Genomic DNA, 25,474 nt, shown 5'->3' with positions numbered 1-25,474 from the left:
TTTAAGGGATAAAAGTAACAATTAGCGGCGCTATTATAAGATATTTAACTAATTTTAACAGAAATTATTATCCAGCAAAAATACGAATGGAAAACCAGGTTACCAACAATGCGAATGCTTTACGTTTATTTTTTACCGATGAAGTTTTTGTTGTAAAGGATGATAGTGTCGAAATTCAGCCTTTGCGTAACCCAGAGCCGGTTTTTGTTGCTGAAAATGTTGCTGTTGCAGTAGAAAAGGAAACGGTTTTAAATACAGAAAACATCCAGATTCCTGAAATTAAATCTACACAAATACCAAAAGTTTATCCTCAAGCACCTGAAATTCCGCGTATTGTAGAGGAAGCAATGCCTGAAAAAACGTTTAAATTTTTGGGCGGTAATAAAAAATCGGTATTGATTTTAGTGAACGATCAGCAGCATGATGTAAGTACCGAACAGGGTAGGGAACTGCTGCGAAAAATTGTTAAGGCTGTTGATCTCGGTACACCCGATTTCGCCCTATTAAATTATGCAAATTACAAAGGAACAGATTATATAGCGTTGCACCGATTTTTCAAACCTGTTATCATGTTGTCTTTTGGGGTGGAAATTGCTGAGCTGAAACTGAACCTCACCTGGCAGAACGAAATTATCATGCACGAAAGCACTAAAATCATCTTTGCGCCAAACCTTCATCATCTCGATAGTGACATCACAGCGAAGAAAATGCTTTGGGGACATCTGCAGAAAATTAAATAGTGGCTTAGTATTGGAGTATCAAGTGTTTAGTATCGAGTTTATAGTATCAAGTATTTAGTATCTAGAATCAAGTATCTAGAATCAAATATTGAGTATCAAGTACAGAGATATAGCATTTAATTTTTGCGCTAAAACATTACAATTTTACAACCTTCCAACTTTATAACATTCCAACAAACATCATGAAAAAACTTGTTTTCGCTACCAATAACCAACATAAAGCAGAAGAAATACGTGCCGCGTTAGAAGGTAAATATGAAGTGTTGAATTTAGAGGATATTGGTTGTTTTGTAGATATTCCTGAAACGGCCGATACTTTTGAAGGAAACGCAAGTTTGAAAAGCGGTTATGTGGTAGAGCATTTCAATTTAGATTGTTTTGCCGACGATAGCGGTTTGGAAGTGGAGGCTTTAAATAATGAACCTGGAGTTTATTCTGCAAGATACTCAGGAAGCCGTGACAGTAATGAAAATATCCAGCTCGTTTTAAAAAAACTGGAAGAAAATAGTAACAGGAATGCCAGGTTTAAAACCGTTATTTCTTTAATGCAGGATGGGCAGAACCATATTTTTGAAGGTGTGATAGCAGGTACAATCAGGGAAGACTTATCGGGTTCGAAAGGTTTTGGCTATGATCCAATATTTCAGCCCGACGGTTATGATATCACTTTTGCCGAAATGGATATGGCTGAGAAGAATAAAATCAGTCATAGGGCAATTGCATTGAAGAAAATGATTGAGTTTTTGAAGGGGTAACGGCTACAGAAATCTTTTTTTCTTTTTACTACTTGCCTGTTGTCTATAAAAGTTACGATTTCTAAAGTCTCTTTTTTTGGTTTAATCCGGTACACAACAGAGATGTGTGGAATGATAAAACCAATATGGGTATTTTTCGTTTTATACGTTTTTCTGGAAATGAATGGTTCTTTGGATAGCGTTTCAAGGTAGGCAAATACCCTGTTGATAAATTTTTTTACTTCTACTTCTGTCCAGTTTTCTTTTAGATAATCAATGTTTTTCTGGAAAGTTTCACCTGCTTTTTTAGACCATATAATTTCCATTATAGGCTAAATCTTCTTTTTGCTTCCTCGTGGCTAAAACTTTCACCTTTGTCGAGTTGATTGATTCCTTCGAGTACATCATTCTGCTGACTGCCGCTTAATCCATCAAACCAATCAAAATCTCTGGCTGTAATCAATGATTTGATATCCCTGATTAAACTTTCATCATCCGAATTGATAATCTGTTGGAGTACACTTAATTTTTCTGATTGTAAATCCATGAAATAAATTTAACCATTAATTTATTGATTAACAAACTACATTTTACCAGCCAGCTTTTTTACCTGGGTAGTATCTTTTTTTACCTGAGTGGTATCTTTTTTTGGCAGAATGGGTTTAATACCGAAGTTAGCCGTATCTGCCGGTTTATTTTGAGGCAGTTTTTTATCCAGCTTCAAGCTATCATTACGGAGCGTAATTTTGGGCTTGGTGGCAGGAACACCTGATATTGACTTAGCTGCTGGGACAGTGGTTTTCGCTCCCGCTAATGTTTTGCCTGCAACAGTTTTTGCCTTTATTTTGGGCTTAGGTTTGCCTGCCGAGCCAACCGCATCTTTCTTCGATTTTGGCCGCTCGCTGGGTTTCCACGAAAAGCCCTTTAAAGCATGGTCTTTTGCGATTTCGTTTTCCGGATTTAAAGCCCCCTCTATGCCCTTGATATAGACAATGTTATCAATTGCATTTTCTTTGTCCTTAAAAATGAATTTTATCCGGCTGCTTAACGTTTGGTTCATTTCCTTATAAACCTTTGTGCTATCATCTTGCGTGTAATAAATACTTTCTGCATTGCCGTCAACATATAGGGTCTTCATTTTTCCGTTAGAAAAGAAACCTGTCATTAACCGGCCTTTTATCTGGTTAAACCTGAGCGAATCGGTTGGGGTATTTACCAGAAAAGCATTTCTGATGGACTGTAAATTGTTGAGTTTTTTGTTCTTAAACTGCACATAAATGGTATCGCCAACCTGTTGCGAACCTTCCGACCATATAATCGGGTTGCTATAGCAGCGCAGGGTAGAATCGGCACTGGTGTAAAAAAGACTATCAGTTTTGGCCTGGATATTTGTTTTAAAGATCTTAACACCATGGTAAGCCTTAACAATGCGTGCCTGAACGGTATCAGCAGGATTAAATTTAGCTGTATCGTTTGGTCTTCCAAGGTTTAACTTCCCTAAAGCTTTTGTTAAACTATCCTTAGCACCTGTTTTTACTAATTTTTTCTGCAGGCTATCCACTTTTGCTTTCGAAAGGTCTTTAATTGCAGGACCCGCCTTATCGATTATCTTTTTCTGCAGGCTATCTGTTTTGAGCTTGGGCAGCGTTTTAATAATAGAATCGGCCTTGCTCTTTAAAATATTGCCTTTTTGCAAACTATCCACACCCATTTTAGGTATTCCTTTGCCAAGCGAGTCTATTTTTGTTTTTAAACTATCAATGCTTTTGTCCTTCAGGTTTAGCGCGTCTTCCGTTTCAGCATCGCCATTACCCTTTTTCTTTTTATTGTTCCTGGCGGCATTGCGTTTGCTCCTGTCGTCTTTTTGCGGGGTCTGAATTTCCGGTTTCTCTTTTGGCTCCGATTTTTCTTTCTTTCCGCCGTCTTCGTCATCTTCCCCAACCTGGTTATCGGCTTTAATCGAAATTTTAGGAATCAGTTTTAAGGTTTTTTGCAGTACCATCTGTGTTTCCAGCGTATCTGCCCCCATCCATAAACTATCGGGTCTTTTTTTGTTTTTCACCATAACCGAATCTTCGGTGCCAATGCCCAAGTAAGCATTTCTGGTTACCAATGTTCGCTGATCGAGTTTATAATAGTAACCTAAATCGCCAAACATTTTCATTTTATCTTTCGTATCAGAGAAAACAATGTTCTTAACCGCTTTACCAATCCCCTGTTTACCGTAATAATACAAACTATCTCCTTTTAATGAACGTGTACCCTGTGTATAAAGGTTTTTCTTCCCAAAAAAAGCATCTTCTGTTAATGTATTGTACTGACCATTTTCGGTGTACAGGTTGTCATCTTTCCCCTTAATATTGGTTGGGCCATAAAAATAGGTCCACTTACTTTGCGTATTATAACTCATCGTATCCGATTTGATAACCGATTGCGGCGTAACTACCACTACATCGTATCTAAAATAGGCATCGTTTGAATTGCTAAAATAATAGCCATTTTTACTCGTAAGGGTTACATCCTTATTCACAATTTTGCCACCACTGGTGTAGGTGCCAATTTTGCTTAATGTGTTATAATCGAGAATATTTGTGGTTAAAACCGATGTTGGGTCAACCATTCTTACATTTCCGGTTAAATGCGCCTGTTTTTTGTTCCCGTCATACTCCAATTGATCGGAATATATATCAGTGGTGAGTTGATTGATGTGCACATTTTTAAAAGCCTCGAAATAGTTCCTCTTACTGTAAAATACAGCGCTATCGCAAGTTAAAGTAGCATTATCCTGTTGAAAAACTGGGTTCCGAAGAAAACTGACATTCTCATTTGTCCGTATTAAAATGTGATCATATGATACAACTTTAATCTTCGAAGCGGGTTGCTGGCCGAATAAAAATACGGGGCTGATTAAGAGAAATAAAAAGACAAATAGTTTTTGCACACTACAAAGTTAGTTTTTTGTTCCGAACGTTCGGAATACCAGTTAAAATTAAATATTTTTGGTGGATGTTACCCCTACGGCAATTTCAGGATTTTATTGAACAACAACAGTTGTTTGTTCGGGGTAACAGGATTCTTTTGGCCGTAAGCGGCGGCAAAGATTCGGTATTAATGTTGCATTTGTTTAAAGCAGTAGGCGTTGATGTTGGCGTTGCACATTGTAACTTTAATTTAAGGGCCGGTGAGGCACAACGTGATGAAAATTTTGTTGCACTGCTGGCCAAAAATTTAGGGTTACCTTTTTATGTAACGCATTTTGATACAAAAAAATATGCAGCTGAGCATAAAATTTCTACCCAGATGGCTGCCCGCGACCTCCGTTATAACTGGTTTGAAGAAATACGGCTTAAGGAAGAGTATGATTATATTGCTTTAGCACAACACCAGAACGATGCAGTAGAAACGGTTTTGATTAACCTTACGCGTGGCACAGGGATAAGTGGCCTGCATGGTATTTTGCCCAAACGAGACCGACTGATCAGACCATTGCTGTTTTTAACCAGGCAGCAGATTGAAGAAACTGTAGCGGCAAATAATATTGATTTTGTGGAAGACAGTTCGAATGCCAGTACAAATTATACCCGAAATAAAATCAGGTTGCAGGTAGTACCGCATCTGCAGGAAATCAATACGAATTTAGAAAAAACCTTTGCCGAGAATATTGCCCGTTTTGCCGAACTTGAGACTTTTTTAAATGTGCAGGTGGAGAAACTGGAGGCCAAAATTATAAATAAAAAGGCCGATGCGATTTATATTTCGCTGGTAGAAATTGAGAAATTAAACCCGCAGAAACTATTACTTTACGAATTGCTGAAACCTTATGGCTTTGGCGAAAATGTGGTGCATGAAATTCTGGATAGCTTAAAAGCCCTTAGCGGAACACATTTTTTTAGTGCTACGCATCAGGCCATTATCAATAGGAATGATCTGGTAATCATTGAGAAAAATAAGATGGTTACTGCAAACCAGTTTATCCACCCAACAAGCAAAAGCGTTGTTTTTGCCGGGAATGAAATATCTTTACAATTTACAGAAGAAATAAAGTTTGAAATTAATGCGCGTAAAGCTTTTGTAAATGCCGATAAATTGATTTTTCCACTGGCATTGAGAAACTGGCAAAATGGCGATAAATTTACCCCGCTGGGCATGCGGAGCCTGAAGAAGGTAAGTGATTATTTTATTGACGAAAAAGTTCCCCTGCATTTAAAAGGTACCACGCCGATTCTGGTGAACGGAAATGGCGAAATTATCTGGATTGTGGGGATGCGGCAGGATAACCGATATAAATTAACAACTGCAACCAAAAAAGTTGCTATATTCGAACTCAAAATTAAATAAGTGGAAAGCAGATACGCCTATATCGAAAAACAGTACATCGGCCGCGATTATGTCCGCATTTTCATCCGGCTGATTATGGCTGCATTCTGTTTTGCGGCATACGTATACGAACGCGACCGGGATAATACCCAGGATCTGTTCCTTGTAGTGGGTTTCGGCATTATTGGTGTTTCGATGTTGCTGCTTTTTTTGATCCAGTATAAAATAGTTGTGGATAACGGCAGCATGATTTTGGATGGACTCTGGACAACCAAACGTGTTAAAATAGACTTAAACAGTATTGTTGATGTGCGTAAAGCGACCTATAGCCGTTATTTTTTCAATAACCCGGTTTATAACCTGCACACCAAAGGCACTATCCGTTTTTATTCATCAGGTAAAGATGCGGTGGTTTTAACTGACCGTGATGGTTTAGAGTACTTTATCGGTACACAAAGACCAAACGAGCTTTTTTTGGTGATCAAAGAAGAAATGAGAAACCTCAAATAGTAATACATCTTACTGATAAAATCTCTACTTAATACCTAGTCTTTATTATTGCAATAGGCCGACATGCATTATAGATTAAAATCGGGTACATTTGCGGTAACAACAATACGTTTATAATGAAGATAGGAATTGTTTGCTACCCCACTTTTGGCGGTAGTGGAGTAGTTGCAACAGAACTCGGTAAAGCGCTTGCCAGCGAAGGTCACCAGGTTCACTTTATCACTTACAGCCAGCCTGCAAGGCTCGATTTCTTTTCTGAAAACCTTTTTTATCACGAGGTTTCGGTGAGGAATTATCCGCTTTTTGATTATGCACCTTACGAATCGGCATTAGCCAGCAAACTGGTAGATGTGGTGCGTTTTGAGCAATTGGATGTATTGCACGTTCACTATGCCATCCCGCATGCTTCTGCAGCCTTTATGGCAAAACAGATTTTGTCTAGTTATGGCATCCATATCCCGGTGGTAACCACCCTACATGGCACCGATATTACTCTGGTAGGTAAAGATCCGACCTATAAACCGGTGGTAACTTTTTCGATCAACCAAAGCGATGGCGTAACTACCGTTTCGGAAGATTTAAAGGAAGATACCTACCGTCATTTCGAGATTACAAAGGAAATTAAGGTAATTCCTAATTTTATAGATTTTAGCCGTTTTAGTTTACAGGCAAAAGATCACTTCAAAAAAGCAATTGCCCCAAATAACGAAAGGATTTTAATCCATACCAGTAATTTCAGGAAAGTAAAACGTACAGAAGATGTGATCAGGATCTTCGAAAAGGTACAGGCGGTAATCCCATCTAAATTATTAATGGTTGGCGATGGACCTGAACGTGTTTATAATGAGCAGCTTTGCCGCTCGCTTAATATTTGCGAAAATGTAAGGTTTTTAGGTAAACAGGATGCCGTGGAAGAGATTTTATCCGTTTCAGACCTTTTCCTGATGCCTTCTGAATCTGAAAGTTTCGGTTTGGCCGCCCTGGAAGCCATGGCCTGCAAAGTACCGGTAATTACAACCAATGCCGGCGGTTTACCCGAGCTGAATGTAGATGGATTTTGCGGTTACATGAGCAATGTTGGTGATGTTGAAGCAATGGCCGCCCACGCAATTGAAATTTTAAAAGATGATGAAACCCTGAACCGTTTTAAAGAAAATGCCTTTACCAGGGCGCAGGATTTTGATTTGAAAAAGATCCTTCCCGGATACATCAATTATTATAAAGAGGTAATCGAAAACTCTTTACAGGCTAAGTATTAATCACTAAGCATTGGTTTTATATTAAGTTTTGCGATGTAAATATTGCAAAACTTTTTTTGTGCCTAGTTTTACCATTAGGTTAGGTAATTGTTAATATTCAACAAAACAAAACTTTCTCAAAATCAAATGATTATAAATCGTATCTTTGCGGCTTGAAATGATTTTGCAGATGAAAATTGCTGAATCGTTTCACCAAAATTAAAAAAGAGGTTAGCCCAATGAAGAAAATAGTTGATTACAGAAAGCTTTTGAACGTAGATAAAAATGCTGAGTTAAAAGAGCTTAAATCGGTGTACCGTACGCTGATGAAAGATTGCCATCCTGATAAATTTCAGCAGGAAGAAGAGAGACTGGATGCAGAAGCAAGAAGTAAAGAAATTATCGAAGCTTACCATTTTTTGGTAAGTATTGCGCCCGAAACACGCGAACAGAATATAGAAACCTATACGCAAACCACAACTTTGTCAAATATCCAGGATTTCGAATACAAACAATCTGTTTTAAATATTCAGTTTTTTGACGGAAGTGCTTACGAGTATTTTGATGTGCCTAGGGCAATTTACATCAAACTGGTAAATGCCGATTCTCCGGGCCGTTTCGCCCGCCGTCATATTTTTAACGAATTCCCTTACCGTAATGTAGCAAGGGTAGCAGAACCTGCTTAAAATAGTCATTAAACATATTTAAAAAGGTCCCGATTTTCATCGGGACCTTTTTTTATTCCCTGATATCTAATAAAGTTAATTTTTCAGTTTCTTCTGTCTCTTTTAACTCTGTTTTTATTTCGATATGGTTTTCTTTTCGGTTTGAGGGAGGAATTGGAACACCTCCGCTTAACCCAATGGAGGCTAAAAAGATCAGTAATACCAATCCCATTAGCCTTATGGCTTTCTTACAATACTGCATTTTGTATAAATGGTGATTTCCTGGTCGGATGACCAAGAGCCCCGTAAACAAATAATTGAATAGCCTGATAGTTTGGATTAAAATCCCAATTAACTTGCCGGAACTGTTTCTGAAGGGTAATTTGGTACTCCTTCCAGAACAAAAGAGCTAAGTGCGGCTGGTATAGATAAAGATGCTTCTGCAAGTTGCGTTAACTTGACTAATAGGAATTTATTGAAAGCTAAAACACGTATGAAGAATTCTTTTAAGCGCGCCGCATTTCTTTTTGCCGTTTTCTGGAATACAGCTTGTGCAGTGAAATTATTGCGTTTTTGATAAACCCATTCTGCTTGAAAACCGGGGTTAGGTTGAAAAATGATTGAATTTGAAACATTATTCGAAAAGGTAAACAAACTCAAAAACATGACAAAGAATACTGTCCATTTTGTATGTTTTTGTGCGGAGTATGTTGATTTACAATTCATTTTCTTTTTAAAGGTAGGGATAATTTGGTAAATCGAAGAGTTCTCTTTTTACCGTTACTTCGAGTTTGAATTTATTGCATGAAATCAATATAAACGACAGAGAAGTTAATGCGTACGCCCTCAAAAAATATCGTCATTTCGAGCGGAGAGCAACGCAGTCGAGAAATCTGTCTCGGGATAGATCTCTCCGCTTCACTGCGTTACGGTCGAGATGACGACTTGTAAATCAAGGTACTCCGACCAATGCAGTTCTTCCGGTAGCACCTGATTACTGAATTCTAAATGGATTACCCTTCTTTTTTGATGATTGGTGGTCCGGCCAGAACTGTGTAGTAACAAGGGTTTCATAATCATGATGCCGCCTTTACTTACATTGCAGCTTACTTCTTTTTCAACTTTCCGGTTTATATTTTCTGGTCGATAGATGCCTTTGCTGTGCGAATTGGGATTACTTTTAATGCTCCGTTTTCTTCATTGGTGTCATCAAGATGGATGCGGATCGTAAAATTGCTTTCGAGGATGTTGAGTGGCGGTTGAACAGCAAATTGATTGTGTTTATTAGTGTAAGGGCCGAATCCAGGTATTTCGATTTTACGATCAACCGAAATCGTTAAATCCTGATGATAGGAAACGAACCAGTTTGAAGTTTCGGGCTTATCGAAATAGATGGATTTAACAAGAAAGTAATCTTCACCAAAAAGCTGCTTGATGACGTTTTTTAAATTGCTGTTAAAAATAATGCTGATAGTCTCTGGAATTTCCTTTAAAAACTGTCGGATAGCAAAAAGATCATCCGATTTTCTAAATGTATCCTTTGTTGCATCTGCCTGTTTGATTAAAGCAGAAATAGTTTCAATTTCAGAACCAGAAAATATATTATCAATAATCGAAAAACCAAGTTGGCCGATTTCCTGCTTTTTAACTGCAAAGTCCATTCCTAATTATTCAGCATTGGTTTAAATCGGTTATCCTTGTTTCTTAAATCTAAACCACCTTCGTAAACAGACTTTAAGTTGATCAGGTAGAAACTCCAGCCGTTGTGACAGCCCAATCGGATATTTCGCTTTGAATTATCGTCTTCAGGGATATTTTTTTGGGTAAGTTCTACAACAACGTATTCAAATTCTTCTCGGAGTTTAATGTGAACCAAACAATCGCCTGCAAAAGTGAACTGGAACTCATCTTTACCGTTCGCTTCGGCTATGGTTCCGTGCTCGATGTCATCATAAAGATACCAGATCCATTTATAGCGGTCGCCTTTAAGTGCATTTTGCGATTTGCTCAGCAAAACATCATTCTCATCAGTAAAAGAAGCATCACTTAAAAACCATTTTTCAATCTCGGCGGCCTGTGTCCAGGCATTATAAATATCTTCAAGTTTTGCTTTAACAGCAATCCTGATTGTAAATTTTGTCCAATCGAAGTTTTCCATGGCTTTTTAATTAAAAACTAAACAAACCGGGGCACCAACCTCGATCCTTTTGCCGCTGTCGGTTAATTTACCTGTCGTTTTATTACGGTTAAAAATAACCACATTATTACTGTATTGATGTCCGATCAATAAAAACTTGCCAGTAGGATCAATGGCGAAGTTTCTTGGTCCTTTGCCTAAAGTACTTACCGTTTCAATAAATTTCAATTTTCCGGTAGGCAGAACTGAAAAAGCAGAAATGCTGTTTGCATCACCACGGTTGGTTTCGTACAAAAACTTTCCGTCAGCCGAAACATGGATGTCGGCCCCGTCAATTTTTCCGGTAAAATCTTTTGTCGCTGTGCCAATCTCCTGAATTTTGGTTAAGCTGCCGTTAGCGTAGGCAAAAACGGTAATGCTACCATTAAATTCATGCGCTAAATAGGCAAATTTACCATTCGGACTAAAAGTAATGTGCCTCGGACCAGTACCTGCATTGGTTTTAAGTACCGATTTAACTGTTAATGTTTTTTCTTTTCCGGTAGGATTATAGTTGTAAATATAAGTTTGATCTTCACCCAGATCGTTAACAATTAAATATTTATGGTCAGGTGTAAATACGGTCATGTGTACGTGTGCACTTTCCTGTCTGCCTTTAGGGTCGATGCTTTTTCCGGTATGTTTGATTACCTGGTTGGCTTCGGTTAAAGTGCCATCAGCTTTGCGTTCGAAAACGGCCAAACTGCCTCCGCTATAATTGGCTACAATCACATTTTTGGCATCGGCTGTAATATAGCAGGGATCGGCGCCATGACTATCAACCTTGTTCAGAAAAATTAAATTACCGGTTAAGGCATCATATTTAAATGCGCTGACGGTACTTGTTGCTCCGGTTTCATTAACCGCATAAATAAATTTCTGATCAGGAGAAATGGCTACATAACTCGGGTTTGCCGTATTTTTAGCAGTACTTTTTAATGAAGTGACCGCTGTTGAAGTGTTAAAATCATAGGTGTAAATCCCTTCACTTTTTCCGGGTGCAGTGTAAGTGCCAATAATGAGGTTGTAGTTGTTTTTTTGCGCAAATGTTAAAGTCGATAGTATGGTTAGCACGAACAGTGAACTGATTTTTTTCATAAAAGGCTGATGTTGATTTTAACAAATATGGCGAAAATTTAATTTAAAAGGAATATTGTCATTCTGAACGCTTTGAAGAATTTTTTAATCCTAACCATACAATTTTCCTTGTTCTGCAATCTCGATGCAAGTTCGTAGTAGGAATAGTTTTGCCACAGAAGCGCAGATTAACACGGAGGTTTTTTTAAGAAAGGTTGGTAATCTGACGATACAATCGTCTTTCTCCTGCATCCTCGTTACAAACGAGGACGATAGATGAGGTGAGGGTAAATTTGCCACAGAGGCGCAGATTAACGCGGAGGTTTTCTTTAAGAAAGGTTGGTAATCTAACGATACAATCGTCTTTCTCCTGTATCCTCGTTACAAACGAGGACGATAGATGAGGGAAAATTTGCCACAGAGGCGCAGATTAACGCGGAGGTTTTATGCAAGAAGGATTCGCGATCTGACGATACAATCGTCTTTCTCCTGCATCCTCGTTATAAATGAGGACGATAGATGAGGGTAAATTTGCCACAGAGACGCAGATTAACACGGAGATTTTTTTTAAGAAAGGTTGGTAATCTGACGATACAATCGTCTTTCTCCCGCATCCTCGTTACAAACGAGGACGATAATTTAAAAACAAAAAAGGCAGCCAATCGGCTGCCTCGTATATTATTTAATCAGGTGTTTAATCTGGATTAATTCATGTTCTTCAAGATAGCGCCATCTACCACGAGGTAAATCTTTCTTGGTTAAATTGCCATAAACCACACGGTCTAATTTTTCTACACTGTAACCTAAATGTTCAAAAATACGGCGAACAATCCTGTTTTTTCCGCTGTGGATCTGAATACCGATTTCTTTTTTGGTTCCACCGGCAACATAAGAAATGTTATCAGGTTTAATCAAACCATCTTCAAGTTCTAAACCAAAAGCAATTTTATTTAAATCGCCCTGTGATAAAGCTTTGTTTAACTCAACATTGTAGATTTTAGTGATACCGTTTTTAGGGTGCGATAATTTATCAGCTAAATCGCCATCATTTGTCATTAGCAACAAGCCTGTGGTATTTCGATCTAAACGGCCAACCGGATAAATACGTTCGCGACTGGCTTTATCAACCAGTTGCATTACGGTACGACGTTCCTGCGGATCATCAGTTGTGGTGATATAATCTTTTGGTTTGTTTAATAAAACGTAAACTTTTTTCTCACGTTTTAATAATTCGCCATTGTAACGTACCAGATCTTTAGCTGGGTCTACTTTATGTCCCAGTTCGGTAACGGCTTCGCCATTTACGGTAATAATGCCGGCAATAATCAGTTCATCGGCCTTACGGCGAGAGCAGATACCTGCATTTGAAATATATCTGTTCAGGCGGATTAAGCCTTTATCTTCATTTGTTTTACGGCCCTGGGTAATTACAGTGCGCTCCGGGCGGTTAAATTCTGTATCCCTTGGCTGTGCTTCCTCGCGTTTTCTGAACGGACGCGTGTCGCCTTCTTTTGGCTCTCTGGGTTTTACATCTCTTGAACTTCCGGCACTTGGCTTGAAGTCTGATTTTCCTTTTGATTTAAAATCTTTGTAACCGCCAGTTCTCGGTTTAAAATCTCTCGAATCTCCATCCTTAGATTTGAAATCGCGTTCTCCTGTTCTTGGCTTATAATCTCTTGCACCACCTTCTCTTGGTTTAAAATCCCTGTCTCCTGTTCTTGGTTTGTAATCTCTTGATCCGCCTTCTCTCGGTTTGAAGTCGCGATCGCCGGTTCTTGGTTTGTAATCCCTCGATTTGCTTTCTCTTGGTTTAAAACCGCGGTCTTCGGATGCTGCATCTTTTGATTTAAACTCACGATCGCCGAATTTGAAACTTTGTGGTTCCGAATCTTTTGATTTGAAATCACGTCCACCTGATCTTGGTTTGAAATCTTTTTTGTCTCCGAAAGATTTTGATTTGAAATCTTTACCGTCTGCGCTTCTGGGTCTGAAGCCTTCTTTTGAATCGGATGATTTTTTGAATTTGCTGTCTTTGTCGTCTGATCTTTTTCTGTCAGACCCGGCCGAACTACTTCTGCCTTCTGTTCTCCGACTGCCTGGTTTGGACTTGTCATCCCGACTGTTCCTGTTGTTTTTATTTATCATGATACGCTTTTAACGCATTAAAAATGCGGGCTGCAAATTTATGAAAAAATGCTGAACATAACAATTTTAAGAGCCGAAAAATTAGATAAAAAAATAGCCTCTAATATATGGAAATTTGGGTGAAAATCAAAATTTAAAATCCACGTTTAAAGCACTTTAAAGGTCGTTTTTTGTGCTTATTTTCGTAACTATTTGATAGTGTGCTTATTATTTTTTAGCTTTGCCGACGTTTTTATATAAGTTTCACCAAAAAAAGGAGGAGAATGTTAAAGAAACACATCGTACCATTTTCAGTAGTGGCAACACTATTTATCTTGGCAAAAGTGTTCACTTACCAAATGCCCTTAACAAAAAAAAGTCTTTTTAAGGAAGAAAAATTAAGCTCTACAATAACAAAAACTGATAGCATAGAAGTTGAAGACGTTGTGAAACCTCTAACTCTGATGGCCCAGTTAAATTTCGCGGACGAAACCCTGCCTTTGGGCGACAAAAGGGTGGAAAGAAAAATGAAAAAAATTCTTGCCGCACACAGTTACAAGAACACACAAACCAATCTTTTGCACCAAAAAGCAGCAAAATGGTTCCCGATTATCGAACCAATCCTTGCCGCTTATGGTATCCCGAACGATTTCAAGTATTTGGCCCTGGTCGAATCTGGAATGACTGAAGGAACTTCGCCAAAAGGTGCAGCCGGAATCTGGCAGTTTATGCCGGGTACTGCACGTACCTATGGTTTAAGAGTAAATGGAGATGTTGATGAGCGCTATAACCTGCGCAAATCAACTATTGCAGCCTGCAAATACATTAAAGACATGTATAAAGGTTTAGAAAGCTGGACATTGGTAGCTGCGGCTTACAATGTTGGCGACGGACGCCTGCGCAAGCAGATCAATAATCAGAATCAGGATAATTACTACAAAATGAAGCTGAACCGCGAAACTGGTGGCTATGTTTATAAGGTAATTTCGATGAAACAGATTATGGAACATCCGAAACGTTACGGTTACAAAAAACCGAGGGTATTATTGGCCTATAACGGCGGATAATATAATTAATAAGATAAAGACAAGCATTTGGTAAGGCGTCCCGGTTTCAATCGGGACGCTTTTTTTTGGAAAAGTGATTTCACAGATTAGGAGATTACTCAGATAGGCATTATGCTAACCAGTCATTAGTTTTCAGTTGGCAATTTTCAGTTTACAATGTGTAAATTTCTGCATCATGCTAACCAATGAACGAATGGCCAGTGAACTAATGAACTTTTTAGCCACGGATGCACGGATTGACACGGAAAAGCTTCTTCCGTTACGTCATCCTGAATTTATTTCAGGATCCTTAGCGATGGGAAGTCGATATCTCAATATAGGGAAAAACGCTTACTGGATAGATACTGAAACAAGTTCAGGATGATGATCGCGTATGGATAGCGAATTACTGAACTAGAAATACTGATCTTTTAACCAATTTAAACAGTTAACCGATTAACCAACAAATGATCTTTAAATTTACGCCAAACGCTTTTCGCTTTACGCTCAAAACCCTTTCTTTGCAATATGTTCAAGCTGCGCATCAATAAAATAATCAATCAACCGGGCGATAATATTACTTTTCAGTTTGAGGAGGTTGATCATCAATATCCAGAATATCAGGCGGGGCAGTTTCTATCGCTGGTTTTTCAGGGAACGCACAAGGAAATCCGAAGATCTTATTCGTTTAACAGTTCGCCTGATGTAGACGAGCCTTTGGCCATTACGGTAAAACGTGTGGAGAATGGTGAAATTTCGAGATTTTTACATCATAAAACTGTTGTAAACGATATTCTGTTTGCACAGGAACCGCAGGGATTATTCAGTTATATTCCGGAAGAAAATTTAGAACGCGATCTTTTTCTTTTTGCCGCCGGGGTGGGTATTACACCTTTGTTCTCGATTATGAAAACAGCACTGGTACGCGAGAAAAAATCGTTAATCACCCTGGTGTACAGCAACCGATCAAAGGAAGAAACACTGTTTTATGATGAATTGAATGAGTGGCAGGAAAAATATCCCGATAGGTTAAAAATTGTTTGGGTTTTCAGCAACAGCAAAAACCTGATGACAGCCAGGCTAAATAAATTTTATATCGAAAAACTGATTAAAGAACATTTACATTTCAACAGGGATAATGCGCTGTTTTACAGTTGCGGGCCAGTAATTTACATGGATCTCTGCCGGATTACTTTATTAGGCATGGGTTTCGATATTAAACAGATTAAAAGAGAAACTTTCGTGCTGCCCGAAGATGAGCTTGATGAAGATGATAGTACTGAAAAAATAGTTGATAAAAATACCTATTCTGTTGTGTTGAATTTTAGTGGTGAAACATATCATCTGGATGTGCCCTGGCCAAAAAGAATTTTAGACGTTGCGCTCGAAAATAAAATCAAACTACCTTACAGCTGCCGTGGTGGCGTATGCAGTACCTGTGTGGCCAATTGCACTAAAGGTGCGGTTAGGATGGATTACAACGAAGTGCTTACCGACGATGAACTGGAAAGAGGAAGGGTGCTGGTTTGTACGGGACACCCTACAGAGAATGGGACGACGATAGAGTGGTAGGTTAGTTCAATCGTTAATTGGTCATTTGTTCATTAGTCATTGGTTCAATCGTTCACAGGTTCATTGGGTTAACGTGGCGTTCATAGTAGCGGCGTCATTTCGACTTAAGCGCAGCGAAACGGAGAGATCTTTTAAATATGCTTATGGTAACAACCAAAACCTCCATCCGTTCCAGTATTGATTGTAGTGGTAATTAAAAGTTTGATATGCAGATTCCTGACTGACATTTTTTGAAGTTAAGAAGTAGTTGAATGGTATTGCCTGATCGAAAAGCTGAACAGTATTTAATTTCAGGTCGTAAACAAAATAATTTTGATTTAAGTCTAAATTATATTTTTCTAATGTACCGTAAACATAGTCATCAGTGATGCTAAATTCATTTATATATATGACGCCTTTATTCTTTGGTTCGATATGTGACATGATATCAGTTTGACTGATTTCTCTATGATGGCCTATCGGAATTCTGGCGCTATCTCCCAGTCCGTGATCTCCATAGTAGGAAAACATGAAGAAAAATAATCCGAAAGAGATAATTCCCCAGCTTGATACCCATGTTAACATTTTTTTATTCCTGAAAAAATACAAAAAGCTGCCCGGTTTTGGTTTTACAAGGCTGTTTATACCGAAAAAGATTATTGAAGAATAAATTGCGCTTTGTATTAAGATTTTAAATAATTCAAAGATAAAATGTATCAATGCCATTTTGTGAGATTGAGAGCGTTAGAAAAATAGATTAATAGCAGTTTTTGATTAGATGCCCTTCAATTCCGGTTTGACTTTTATAAATTTTATCGAAAAATAAATCATGTTCAGTAATATGCCCATCAGCAAAGTCATTCCCCAGGTGCGGGGATGGCTAAAGGGGTTGATGAACCGATCTATAATATCGACAGCCAATCCGAGTGGGTTTTTGATAATGTCCCAGCTGTTCCATCTCAGGTAGCGGCCGAGGTAAATGCCAAAGCCGGCCAAGAACAGGAATGAAACAATAACCGTATTAACCCATTTTTGACTTAAATAGTTTGACAGCATTTTTTCGATATCCATCAGGCTGGTTAAACCGTATACCAATCCTGTCCAGGCGAATGATAAGATCAAAACCAGATCAAACCACACCGGTGCCGATCCATGCAGGCGCAGGTGGAACAGGTCGGTAAGGATATATGGTGAGTTCGGGAAAAACAGCACCCACGATATAATCAATAAAACCAGAGGCGGTTTTTTATTTAGATTATAAATTAACATCAAAGAGCTGATCGTCCAGGGGATAAGCGCCAAAAATAAATTCCAGTTCAGAAACAGGAATACTTTTGTGCCTGTAATTAGATACCTGGTTATCGATATTGCAAAGCAAAATAAAGTCATTGCAATTAAAAGGATGGTAATATTTAACCTTCCCATTGTTTTGAGTTTGTTTATCATTTGATTAGCGATCGTTATTTTCCCTAAAAATACAAAACCATTGCTTTATTATCGGCTTTTATTTATTACTGAGATTTTTTAATCAAAATTCACTTTTTCAAAAAAATATCGAATCTAGGTAATAGGTATGGTCAGCTTATCCAGCTGTTATTGGAACCGGTTAATTTCCACCTCTTGTTTATTTTTTTAAAAATGTAGGTTCCGCCCTGGCCACCCAACAAACAATTACAATCTTGTGTAATGGTAATCATAACCGTTTTATGGTCTGCTGAAATGATGGGGTAAGATATCTTATAAATTATAAGATGTTCCTGATCGCAGTTTTTGATGATTTCGGCGTATTGGAACGATTTTGTTCTTCTCGAATAATATTTGATTTTGTTCGGCTTAATTGTATCCCTATAGGGAATCGTTTTTTGAAAATATACCGAAACTCGATCTATAAGTGAAAATGTGCCTAGGTCGTTTTCAAATGTCTCAAATCTTTGGTAAGTGGAGCAGATTTTATCCCAGCCCAAATTGTTGTCCCTGTCAATTTCATTCATAATTTCATATCTATCTTGATCTGAAACATGGGCATAACAATAATAAATGCCTGCAATTGCACATAAAAACAATGTAGATATGAATAGTTTAGATTTTAATATATTGAGCATAATCGTGGTTTTTATTACGATGCGATTAGCTAAACAAATCCATAATATATTAGCTGCTCAATAATTAAATATTTATCTCTATTAATCGAACGGACATAAAAACACTTGCTGTATTAAGCGTGTTGTTTATAACGTGAAATTTTTGTGTAAATGATTGTGGATATTATGACATTTAATCCTTAATACAGATTGCATTAGACTTTCATTTTGATAAAATTTTTAGCATTTTTGCGGATTGAAATTCAGTCTTTTTTGAGACTCAGTTTTTGCCCCAACTTTAAATAAAATATGAGCAATAAATCTATCGACCTCGGCGAGCAAAAAGATGTAGAAGTATATGGTGCGAGGGTACATAATTTAAAGAATATAGATGTTAGTTTTCCGCGCAACGAACTTGTGGTAATCACGGGTTTAAGTGGTAGCGGTAAATCATCATTGGCTTTTGATACCATTTATGCCGAAGGTCAGCGCCGTTATATGGAAACATTTAGCGCATACAGCCGCCAGTTTATGGGGGGGATGGAGCGCCCGGATGTAGATAAAGTTTCAGGATTAAGTCCGGTTATTGCCATTGAGCAGAAAACCACCAGTAAAAATCCGCGCTCAACCGTGGGTACCATTACCGAAATTTACGATTTTATGCGTTTGCTCTACGCCCGTGTGGCCGATGCCTATTCGTACAATACCGGCGAAAAAATGGAACGCATGAGTGAAGATCAGATTCTGCAGAATATCTTTAATAAATTTGATGGAGTTGCCGTAAATATCCTCGCACCGGTGGTTAAAGGTAGAAAAGGGCACTACCGCGAACTTTTTGAGCAAATCCGCAAACAGGGTTATGTAAAAGTGCGTGTAGACGGCGAGATTAAGGATATCACCGCTAAAATGCAGGTGGATCGTTATAAAATTCACGATATTGAAGTGGTAATCGATCGCCTGATCATTGATGTAAAAGATAAAAAACGCCTGCTCGATTCGTTACAAACCGCGATGAAAATGGGTAAAGGCGTAATCAAAATCAGCGATAAGGATAATAACGTAGCCCACTTTAGTAAGTTTTTGATGTGCCCAACTACGGGTATTTCTTATGATGAACCACAACCCAACAGCTTTTCGTTCAACTCGCCTTATGGTGCCTGCGAGCGTTGCGATGGTTTGGGCTATATTTTCGTGGTGGATAAAGAATCGGTGATTCCGAACCCCAAATTGAGTATCTTAAATGGTGGTTTGGCACCTTTGGGCGAATACCGCGATATCTGGATGTTCCAAGTGTTAAAAGCGCTGGCTAAAAAATACAGCTTCTCACTTTCTACCCCGATAGAGAAATTAAGCGACGAGGTAATCAACATTATCTTAAACGGTTCGCCCGACCTGATCAAGGTTGAAGTAGAATACAATAAATGGAACGTTCAGAATTATAATATCACTTTCGATGGTATTATTAAAATGCTCGAAGAGCAGAACGAGAAAAGAAGCGAATCCGCATCTGATGATATGGACGAATTCAGGAAACTGAAAACCTGTCCGGAGTGTCATGGTGCCCGTTTGAAAAAAGAAAGTTTGCATTTTAAAGTGGATGGCAAAAACATCTTCGAACTTTCATCAATGGATATCAATAACCTTCATCAGTGGTTCGAAAAAGTTGATGAACGTTTGTCTGATCGTCAGAATATTATTGCCAAAGAGATTTTAAAAGAGATTAAAGCGAGGATCGGCTTCTTAACCGATGTGGGTTTAACTTATTTAACTTTGGATAGAACTGCCCGCACACTTTCAGGTGGCGAGGCACAGCGTATCCGTTTGGCCACACAGATTGGTTCGCAGTTGATGAATGTAATGTACATCCTCGATGAACCGAGTATCGGTTTGCACCAGCGTGATAACGAACGTTTGATCAATGCGCTTAAAAATCTCCGCGATCTTGGAAATACCGTTTTGGTGGTAGAACATGATAAGGATATGATTTTGGAGGCCGATTGGGTAATTGATGTGGGGCCGGGTGCCGGTATCCATGGTGGTACGGTTGTAGCCGAAGGAACTGCTGCACAGATTCTGAAATCGAATACGCTAACCGCAGATTATCTAAATGGTAAAAAACAGATCGAAACGCCAAAAGTCCGCAGGAAAGGCAATGGACATAAACTATCGCTTATTAAAGCAACCGGACATAATTTAAAAGAGGTTTCGGTTGATTTTCCTTTAGGTAAATTTATTGCGGTAACCGGTGTTTCGGGTAGTGGTAAGTCGAGTTTGATTACCGAAACTTTATACCCGATTTTAAATCACCATTTCTTCAGGGCTAAAAAAACACCTTTGCCTTACGAAAAAATCAATGGTTTAAAAGAAATTGATAAAGTAATCGAAATTGATCAGGCGCCGATTGGTAGAACTCCGCGTTCTAATCCTTCTACCTATACCGGGGTTTTCTCTGATATCAGGAATTTGTTTGTTCAGTTGCCCGAAGCGAAAATCCGTGGTTACAAACCCGGCCGTTTCTCTTTCAATGTAAAAGGTGGCCGTTGCGAAACCTGTCAGGGTGCAGGTTTAAAGGTAATCGAAATGAACTTTTTGCCCGATGTACAGGTACCTTGCGAAGAATGTGGCGGAAGAAGATATAACAGAGAGACTTTGGAAGTTCGTTTCCGTGGAAAATCCATCAGTGATGTGTTGGATATGAGTATTGAAGATGCCTGTACTTTCTTCGAGAATATTCCGATCATTTATAGAAAAATCAAAACCTTAAAAGATGTTGGTTTGGGTTATATCACTTTGGGCCAATCGTCGGTTACTTTATCAGGAGGGGAGGCGCAGCGTGTAAAACTGGCAACCGAACTTTCGAAAAAAGATACCGGGAAAACCTTTTATATTTTGGATGAGCCTACAACCGGACTTCATTTTGAAGATATTAATGTGCTTTTGGGCGTATTGCAGGAACTGGTTGATAAAGGAAATACCATTTTGGTGATCGAACATAATTTAGACGTAGTTAAAGTTGCCGATTGGGTAATCGATTTAGGTGAAGAAGGTGGCGCAGGCGGCGGAAGGATTTTGTTCGAAGGCACACCTGAAGGTTTGATCCAGAACCCGATCAGTTTAACCGGAAAATTTTTGAAAAAGGAAATGGAGTGGAGTCCTCAGAACGGAAAGTCCGAGGTCAGAAGTCTGGAGTCAGAAGTTAAAACGCCTAAGAAAAGCACAGCTAAAAAGAAAAAGTAGTTTGAAGTCGGAGGTCCGAAAGACCGAAGTCGGAGGTTTAATTGTCTAATCCATTATCCATTTTACATTTTCCATAAAAAATGATTTTCACCGATACCCATACCCATTTATATTACGAGCAGGATGCCGAAAAACAGGCGCAGTTAATGGAGCGCTGTTTTGAAAGTGACGTGAACCGTTTGTTTTTGCCCAATGTTGATGTAAAATCAATTGTGATGATTGATGACCTGGTGGCGAAATATCCTCAAAACTGTTTTGCAATGGCCGGTTTGCATCCCTGCGACGTAAAAGAAGATTATCTGACGCTGCTAGACGAGATCTACAAAAGTATTGCCGGACGGAAAATTTATGCCATTGGCGAAATCGGGATTGATCTGTATTGGGATAAAACTACATTGGCCATTCAGCAGGATGCCTTTCATCAACAGATTACCTGGGCAAAAGATTTGGGCTTGCCGATTGTAATTCACTGTAGAGAGGCTTTTGATGAAGTTTTTGAAGTATTGGAAAGTGAACGCGACGAAAAACTACGTGGTATATTCCATTGCTTTACTGGTAACCTGGCTCAGGCCAAACAGGCTATTGATCTAAATTTTTATTTGGGCATTGGCGGGGTGGTAACCTATAAAAAAGCAGGTTTGGACCTGGTATTGGCAGATATTCCTTTAAATAACCTGGTTTTAGAAACCGATTCGCCTTATTTAGCACCTGTTCCATTCCGTGGCAAGCCGAACGAGAGCAGTTACCTAGTTTACATCGCCCAGAAGCTGGCCGATATTTATGGTGTTTCTGTTGAAGAAATTGCAAATGTAACCACTGAAAATTCGAAAAAGATTTTTGGAGTTTAGGATTGAATCCTTAATCGGGTTTAGGTCTGTCGTCATTTCGACTGGAGCGTAGCGTAATGGAGAAATCTGCTGAGGTATTTCTAATGCAGGATAATGATATTGTTGATTTCTATTATTTCAAAATATAGCCTATAATTTTATTATTTTGGTAAAATATTAACGTTTTTTAGCTTTTTTATTGCTATTTTGAAAATCATTCCCGATCATTTCTAAATTTTTAGTTTCTTTGTGGTGAGCAACCTTCACTAAACCAAATGACCAAAATACTTATTATCTATACCGGTGGTACCATCGGTATGGTTAACGACCCTACAAACGGAATGTTGGTTCCGTTTGATTTCGAGCAGATCAAAGAAAACGTACCCGAACTGGGCCGTTTAGATTATCAGTTAGATGTACATTCTTTTAATCCGGTGCTGGATTCATCCAATATGGATCCTGAAATATGGAAAACACTGGCCGAATTGGTTTACCATAAATATGACCAATACGATGGATTTGTGATCCTTCACGGATCGGATACCATGGCCTTTACCGCTTCGGCATTGAGTTTTATGCTCGAAAACCTCGATAAACCGGTTGTTTTAACCGGATCGCAACTGCCTATTGGCGAAATCAGGACAGATGCAAAAGAAAATTTAATTACCGCATTAGAAATTGCCGCCACCAAAGAAGATGGCAAAGCATTATTTCCTGAGGTTTCCATTTATTTTGATGCACAATTATTCAGGGGAAACCGATCTATTAAATACAATAGCGAAAAGTTTGAGGCTTTCCGCTCACCAAATTACCCCGTACTTGCCGAAGCCGGAGTTCACTTGCAATTCCACCGAAATTATATCTTAAAAGCAACCGGCGGCAAATTGAAATTACATACCAATTTTAATTCGAACATCGGTGTGTTAAAATTATATCCGGGTATTACACCACAGGCCGTTCAGGCCATTACTGATTCGAAAGTTGATGCCATTATTTTAGAAACCTTTGGCTCAGGCAATACCAGTACTGCCGAATGGTTTATAGATAGTTTGCGCCAGGCCATTTTAAACGGAAAAATCATTATCGATATTTCTCAGTGTAAAAAAGGTTCTGTACAATTGGGCCGTTACGAAACCAGTAGGGAGCTGTTAAAAATGGGCGTTTTAAGCGGTTATGATTTAACTTTCGAAGCTACCGTAACCAAACTGATGTTCGTAATGGGACTGGGCTTATCAATTGAGGAAAGCCGTAAACTGATGGAAGAGCCACTGAGAGGCGAATTGACGAAGGATTAGTGTAGCAAACCTCGCAGGTTTTTAAAACCTGCGAGGTTTTTTTTATACGGTGGGTTTTGCGTTAGGGATTGTAAGGGTTTAGTGCCGATCCTTCATCGGTACCGGAGCGAAGCGCAGCCCTGAAAAGCCCGACCCTTTAGGGGAACGCCCGAATCAGTTGGCGGTTGACAGTTTGCGCATTTTGTTTTTAAGTTTCCCCCAGACCTCGCAGGTTTGCCAAACCTGCGAGGTCTAATCACGAGATATTAAGTAAAACTTCTGCAATTATGACTAACATCATTTCGGTTATAACTATTTAGCCCTATTTTTGCTATAGAAGGGTAAGGCGAAAGGTTTAAGGCATAAGGTTGTGTCTTGATACTCATTTCTCCATACTTGATACTTATTAAACATGAAAATAGAACAAATATATACAGGTTGCCTGGCAGAAGCCGCTTATTACATCGAAAGTGATGGCGAAGCTGCAATTATTGATCCTTTAAGAGAAGTTGCTACTTACTTAAAAAAAGCTGAAAAAGCCGGCGCCACCATTAAATATATTTTCGAAACGCATTTTCATGCCGATTTTGTTTCGGGCCATGTTGATCTGGCAGAAAAATCTGGAGCGGAAATTATATATGGACCAACCGCCAAAACTGAATTTAAATCGCATATCGCCAAAGATGGCGAGCAGTTTAAAATCGGCAAGCTCACCATAACTGCACTACATACACCAGGCCATACTTTAGAGTCGACAACTTATCTGTTAACCGATGAAAATGGGAAAGACCATTGCATTTTTAGTGGCGATACTTTATTTATCGGTGATGTAGGCCGACCAGATTTAGCACAAAAAGGCCATTTAACCATGGATGATTTAGCCGGAATGCTTTACGATTCGTTAAATGAAAAGATAAAGCCTTTGGCTGATGATGTAATTGTTTATCCTGCGCATGGTGCGGGTTCGGCCTGTGGTAAAAGCATGAGTAAAGAAACTTTTGATACACTTGGACACCAGAAACAGGTAAATTATGCTTTAAAGGCCGAAACAAAAGAACAGTTTATTGCCGAAGTAACAGATGGTATTTTGCCTCCGCCACAATATTTTGCAAAAAATGCTGCCATTAATAAAGGTGGGGTAGAAAGCATTGATGAAGTTTACGAGAAAGGTTTAAATGCCTTAACGCCACAACAGTTTGAAGATCTGGCGAACCAAACCGGCGCCATTATGCTTGATACCCGCGATCCGCAGGTTTTTGCAAAAGGTTTTATCCCAAATTCGATCAATATTGGTTTAAACGGACAGTTTGCACCATGGGTTGGAGCTTTGATTACCGATCTGCAACAGCCGATTTTATTGATTACTGACCAGGGGAAAGAAGAAGAAACCATTACCCGTTTAACCCGTGTGGGTTATGATAGTACCATTGGTTACCTGGAGGGTGGTTTCGAAAACTGGACAGCAACGGGAAAAGAAATCGATACCATCGAGTCTATTTCTGCAGAAGCTTTTGAACAGGCTGCATCAAATGAAGACATAACTGCATTAGATGTGCGTAAACCAGGTGAATACGAATCAGAACACCTTGAATTTACCCTTAGTCGCCCATTGGATTTTATTAATGAGTGGACTGGTGAAATCAACCCAAAATCTACCTATTATATTCATTGTGCCGGTGGTTACCGATCGATGATTGCAGCCTCTATTTTAAAATCGCGTGGAGTAGAAAATGTAATTGATGTGGCCGGTGGTTATGGTGCAATAAAAAATACCGGTTTAAAAAGAACCGATTTCGCCTGCCCAAGTAAAGCAATGAAAGTTTAATAATTACAAGGGATCGTCCTTTCGAGCGAAGTGCAACGTAGTCGAGAAATCT

The 25,474-nt window shown here is 38.8% G+C and carries 24 protein-coding genes; 13 read left to right on the top strand and 11 right to left on the bottom strand.

Features of this window, described 5'->3' with window-relative positions; all coding sequences use genetic code 11:
* Positions 1-86: 86 nt before the first annotated feature.
* Together DRW42_RS18430 and DRW42_RS18425 are read left to right on the top strand one after the other, a co-directional pair.
* Positions 87-740, top strand: a complete 654-nt coding sequence (locus tag DRW42_RS18430; RefSeq protein WP_113950298.1) for a hypothetical protein — start codon at positions 87-89, stop codon at positions 738-740.
* Positions 741-922: 182 nt separating this feature from the next.
* Entirely contained in the window at positions 923-1,495 is a 573-nt protein-coding gene (locus DRW42_RS18425; RefSeq protein ID WP_113950297.1) for a non-canonical purine NTP diphosphatase, read from the top strand.
* Here DRW42_RS18425 and DRW42_RS18420 read toward each other — a convergent pair.
* The 3 genes from DRW42_RS18420 to DRW42_RS18410 are packed head-to-tail and all read right to left on the bottom strand — an operon-like array spanning position 1,447 to position 4,415.
* Entirely contained in the window at positions 1,447-1,800 is a 354-nt protein-coding gene (locus DRW42_RS18420) for a type II toxin-antitoxin system RelE/ParE family toxin (protein ID WP_113950296.1), read from the bottom strand. The two genes, DRW42_RS18425 and DRW42_RS18420, sit on opposite strands and share 49 nt — an antisense overlap.
* Positions 1,800-2,021 (bottom strand): hypothetical protein, encoded by a 222-nt coding sequence (locus tag DRW42_RS18415; RefSeq protein ID WP_113950295.1) that lies wholly within the window; start codon positions 2,019-2,021, stop codon positions 1,800-1,802. Before DRW42_RS18415 ends, DRW42_RS18420 begins: the two co-directional genes overlap by 1 nt.
* Positions 2,022-2,057: 36 nt before the next feature.
* Positions 2,058-4,415 (bottom strand): OstA-like protein, encoded by a 2,358-nt coding sequence (locus tag DRW42_RS18410; protein WP_113950294.1) that lies wholly within the window; start codon positions 4,413-4,415, stop codon positions 2,058-2,060.
* A gap of 65 nt (positions 4,416-4,480) precedes the next feature.
* Between DRW42_RS18410 and tilS the strand changes: the two genes are divergently transcribed.
* The 4 genes from tilS (at position 4,481) to DRW42_RS18390 (ending at position 8,225) form a co-directional block, all read left to right on the top strand.
* Positions 4,481-5,812 (top strand): tRNA lysidine(34) synthetase TilS, encoded by a 1,332-nt coding sequence (gene tilS, locus DRW42_RS18405; protein WP_113950293.1) that lies wholly within the window; start codon positions 4,481-4,483, stop codon positions 5,810-5,812.
* Entirely contained in the window at positions 5,813-6,301 is a 489-nt protein-coding gene (locus DRW42_RS18400) for a hypothetical protein (protein WP_113950292.1), read from the top strand.
* 116 nt (positions 6,302-6,417) lie between these two features.
* Positions 6,418-7,560 (top strand): N-acetyl-alpha-D-glucosaminyl L-malate synthase BshA, encoded by a 1,143-nt coding sequence (gene bshA, locus DRW42_RS18395; RefSeq protein WP_113950291.1) that lies wholly within the window; start codon positions 6,418-6,420, stop codon positions 7,558-7,560.
* Between the two features lie 218 nt (positions 7,561-7,778).
* Positions 7,779-8,225, top strand: a complete 447-nt coding sequence (locus tag DRW42_RS18390) for a KTSC domain-containing protein (protein ID WP_113950344.1) — start codon at positions 7,779-7,781, stop codon at positions 8,223-8,225.
* Between the two features lie 52 nt (positions 8,226-8,277).
* Here DRW42_RS18390 and DRW42_RS28595 read toward each other — a convergent pair whose 3' ends face one another.
* The 6 genes from DRW42_RS28595 to DRW42_RS18365 form a co-directional block, all read right to left on the bottom strand.
* Positions 8,278-8,466: a hypothetical protein gene (locus tag DRW42_RS28595; RefSeq protein ID WP_147243775.1), complete on the bottom strand. Its 189-nt coding sequence runs from the start codon at positions 8,464-8,466 to the stop codon at positions 8,278-8,280.
* Positions 8,467-8,555: 89 nt separating this feature from the next.
* On the bottom strand, positions 8,556-8,930 hold the full coding sequence (locus tag DRW42_RS18385) for a hypothetical protein (RefSeq protein WP_147243774.1): 375 nt from the start codon (positions 8,928-8,930) through the stop codon (positions 8,556-8,558).
* Between the two features lie 404 nt (positions 8,931-9,334).
* Complete coding sequence (locus DRW42_RS18380) at positions 9,335-9,865, bottom strand: phytanoyl-CoA dioxygenase family protein (RefSeq protein WP_244215313.1); 531 nt, start codon at positions 9,863-9,865, stop codon at positions 9,335-9,337.
* 2 nt (positions 9,866-9,867) lie between these two features.
* Positions 9,868-10,362 carry an SRPBCC family protein gene (locus DRW42_RS18375; RefSeq protein WP_113950289.1) on the bottom strand — a complete coding sequence of 165 codons (495 nt, stop codon included), beginning with the start codon at positions 10,360-10,362 and terminating at the stop codon, positions 9,868-9,870.
* A 6-nt stretch (positions 10,363-10,368) separates the two neighbouring features.
* Positions 10,369-11,478, bottom strand: coding sequence for a lactonase family protein (locus tag DRW42_RS18370; protein WP_113950288.1), 1,110 nt, complete (start codon positions 11,476-11,478; stop codon positions 10,369-10,371).
* A 657-nt stretch (positions 11,479-12,135) separates the two neighbouring features.
* Entirely contained in the window at positions 12,136-13,602 is a 1,467-nt protein-coding gene (locus DRW42_RS18365; protein WP_113950287.1) for a pseudouridine synthase, read from the bottom strand.
* A 263-nt stretch (positions 13,603-13,865) separates the two neighbouring features.
* Between DRW42_RS18365 and DRW42_RS18360 the strand changes: the two genes are divergently transcribed.
* The 3 genes from DRW42_RS18360 to DRW42_RS18350 all read left to right on the top strand — a co-directional run bounded on the left by DRW42_RS18360 (position 13,866) and on the right by DRW42_RS18350 (position 16,199).
* A complete protein-coding gene (locus DRW42_RS18360) occupies positions 13,866-14,648 on the top strand; it encodes a lytic transglycosylase domain-containing protein (protein ID WP_113950286.1) in 783 nt (260 codons plus the stop codon).
* 193 nt (positions 14,649-14,841) lie between these two features.
* Complete coding sequence (locus DRW42_RS28835; protein WP_158544366.1) at positions 14,842-15,012, top strand: hypothetical protein; 171 nt, start codon at positions 14,842-14,844, stop codon at positions 15,010-15,012.
* A gap of 143 nt (positions 15,013-15,155) precedes the next feature.
* A complete protein-coding gene (locus DRW42_RS18350; protein ID WP_113950284.1) occupies positions 15,156-16,199 on the top strand; it encodes a ferredoxin--NADP reductase in 1,044 nt (347 codons plus the stop codon).
* A 141-nt stretch (positions 16,200-16,340) separates the two neighbouring features.
* Here the strand turns inward: DRW42_RS18350 and DRW42_RS18345 are convergent, their stop codons facing one another.
* Together DRW42_RS18345 and DRW42_RS18340 are read right to left on the bottom strand one after the other, a co-directional pair.
* Positions 16,341-16,904, bottom strand: coding sequence for a hypothetical protein (locus DRW42_RS18345; protein ID WP_113950283.1), 564 nt, complete (start codon positions 16,902-16,904; stop codon positions 16,341-16,343).
* 48 nt (positions 16,905-16,952) lie between these two features.
* Positions 16,953-17,624, bottom strand: a complete 672-nt coding sequence (locus DRW42_RS18340) for a DUF1361 domain-containing protein (protein WP_113950282.1) — start codon at positions 17,622-17,624, stop codon at positions 16,953-16,955.
* Positions 17,625-18,568: 944 nt separating this feature from the next.
* Here DRW42_RS18340 and uvrA point away from each other — a divergent pair.
* The 4 genes from uvrA to DRW42_RS18315 all read left to right on the top strand — a co-directional run bounded on the left by uvrA (position 18,569) and on the right by DRW42_RS18315 (position 25,422).
* On the top strand, positions 18,569-21,496 hold the full coding sequence (gene uvrA / locus DRW42_RS18330; RefSeq protein WP_113950280.1) for an excinuclease ABC subunit UvrA: 2,928 nt from the start codon (positions 18,569-18,571) through the stop codon (positions 21,494-21,496).
* Between the two features lie 80 nt (positions 21,497-21,576).
* Positions 21,577-22,344, top strand: a complete 768-nt coding sequence (locus DRW42_RS18325) for a TatD family hydrolase (protein WP_113950279.1) — start codon at positions 21,577-21,579, stop codon at positions 22,342-22,344.
* 254 nt (positions 22,345-22,598) lie between these two features.
* The gene (locus DRW42_RS18320) at positions 22,599-23,618 is read left to right on the top strand and encodes an asparaginase (protein ID WP_113950278.1); all 1,020 of its coding nucleotides are present in this window, start codon (positions 22,599-22,601) and stop codon (positions 23,616-23,618) included.
* A gap of 391 nt (positions 23,619-24,009) precedes the next feature.
* Positions 24,010-25,422 carry an MBL fold metallo-hydrolase gene (locus DRW42_RS18315; protein ID WP_113950277.1) on the top strand — a complete coding sequence of 471 codons (1,413 nt, stop codon included), beginning with the start codon at positions 24,010-24,012 and terminating at the stop codon, positions 25,420-25,422.
* The last annotated feature ends 52 nt before the right edge of the window (positions 25,423-25,474 follow it).

Source organism: Pedobacter miscanthi (assembly GCF_003315595.1).
GTDB classification, from domain to species: domain Bacteria; phylum Bacteroidota; class Bacteroidia; order Sphingobacteriales; family Sphingobacteriaceae; genus Pedobacter; species Pedobacter miscanthi.
Note: the sequence above shows the minus strand (reverse complement) of the source record. Positions and strands in the feature narration are given on the sequence as shown.

Excerpts from the sequence above, each read along its gene's own strand:
- DRW42_RS18340 (WP_113950282.1), bottom strand. The coding sequence starts at position 17,624 with ATGATAAACAAACTCAAAACAATGGGAAGGTTAAATATTACCATCCTT.
- DRW42_RS28595 (WP_147243775.1), bottom strand. The coding sequence starts at position 8,466 with ATGCAGTATTGTAAGAAAGCCATAAGGCTAATGGGATTGGTATTACTG.
- DRW42_RS18350 (WP_113950284.1), top strand. The coding sequence starts at position 15,156 with ATGTTCAAGCTGCGCATCAATAAAATAATCAATCAACCGGGCGATAAT.
- DRW42_RS18345 (WP_113950283.1), bottom strand. The coding sequence starts at position 16,904 with ATGGCATTGATACATTTTATCTTTGAATTATTTAAAATCTTAATACAA.
- DRW42_RS18375 (WP_113950289.1), bottom strand. The coding sequence starts at position 10,362 with ATGGAAAACTTCGATTGGACAAAATTTACAATCAGGATTGCTGTTAAA.
- DRW42_RS18370 (WP_113950288.1), bottom strand. The coding sequence starts at position 11,478 with ATGAAAAAAATCAGTTCACTGTTCGTGCTAACCATACTATCGACTTTA.
- DRW42_RS18315 (WP_113950277.1), top strand. The coding sequence starts at position 24,010 with ATGAAAATAGAACAAATATATACAGGTTGCCTGGCAGAAGCCGCTTAT.
- bshA (WP_113950291.1), top strand. The coding sequence starts at position 6,418 with ATGAAGATAGGAATTGTTTGCTACCCCACTTTTGGCGGTAGTGGAGTA.
- DRW42_RS18360 (WP_113950286.1), top strand. The coding sequence starts at position 13,866 with ATGTTAAAGAAACACATCGTACCATTTTCAGTAGTGGCAACACTATTT.
- DRW42_RS18430 (WP_113950298.1), top strand. The coding sequence starts at position 87 with ATGGAAAACCAGGTTACCAACAATGCGAATGCTTTACGTTTATTTTTT.
- uvrA (WP_113950280.1), top strand. The coding sequence starts at position 18,569 with ATGAGCAATAAATCTATCGACCTCGGCGAGCAAAAAGATGTAGAAGTA.
- DRW42_RS18390 (WP_113950344.1), top strand. The coding sequence starts at position 7,779 with ATGAAGAAAATAGTTGATTACAGAAAGCTTTTGAACGTAGATAAAAAT.
- DRW42_RS18320 (WP_113950278.1), top strand. The coding sequence starts at position 22,599 with ATGACCAAAATACTTATTATCTATACCGGTGGTACCATCGGTATGGTT.
- DRW42_RS18385 (WP_147243774.1), bottom strand. The coding sequence starts at position 8,930 with ATGAATTGTAAATCAACATACTCCGCACAAAAACATACAAAATGGACA.
- DRW42_RS18420 (WP_113950296.1), bottom strand. The coding sequence starts at position 1,800 with ATGGAAATTATATGGTCTAAAAAAGCAGGTGAAACTTTCCAGAAAAAC.
- DRW42_RS18425 (WP_113950297.1), top strand. The coding sequence starts at position 923 with ATGAAAAAACTTGTTTTCGCTACCAATAACCAACATAAAGCAGAAGAA.
- DRW42_RS18380 (WP_244215313.1), bottom strand. The coding sequence starts at position 9,865 with ATGGACTTTGCAGTTAAAAAGCAGGAAATCGGCCAACTTGGTTTTTCG.
- DRW42_RS28835 (WP_158544366.1), top strand. The coding sequence starts at position 14,842 with ATGGCCAGTGAACTAATGAACTTTTTAGCCACGGATGCACGGATTGAC.
- tilS (WP_113950293.1), top strand. The coding sequence starts at position 4,481 with ATGTTACCCCTACGGCAATTTCAGGATTTTATTGAACAACAACAGTTG.
- DRW42_RS18415 (WP_113950295.1), bottom strand. The coding sequence starts at position 2,021 with ATGGATTTACAATCAGAAAAATTAAGTGTACTCCAACAGATTATCAAT.
- DRW42_RS18325 (WP_113950279.1), top strand. The coding sequence starts at position 21,577 with ATGATTTTCACCGATACCCATACCCATTTATATTACGAGCAGGATGCC.
- DRW42_RS18365 (WP_113950287.1), bottom strand. The coding sequence starts at position 13,602 with ATGATAAATAAAAACAACAGGAACAGTCGGGATGACAAGTCCAAACCA.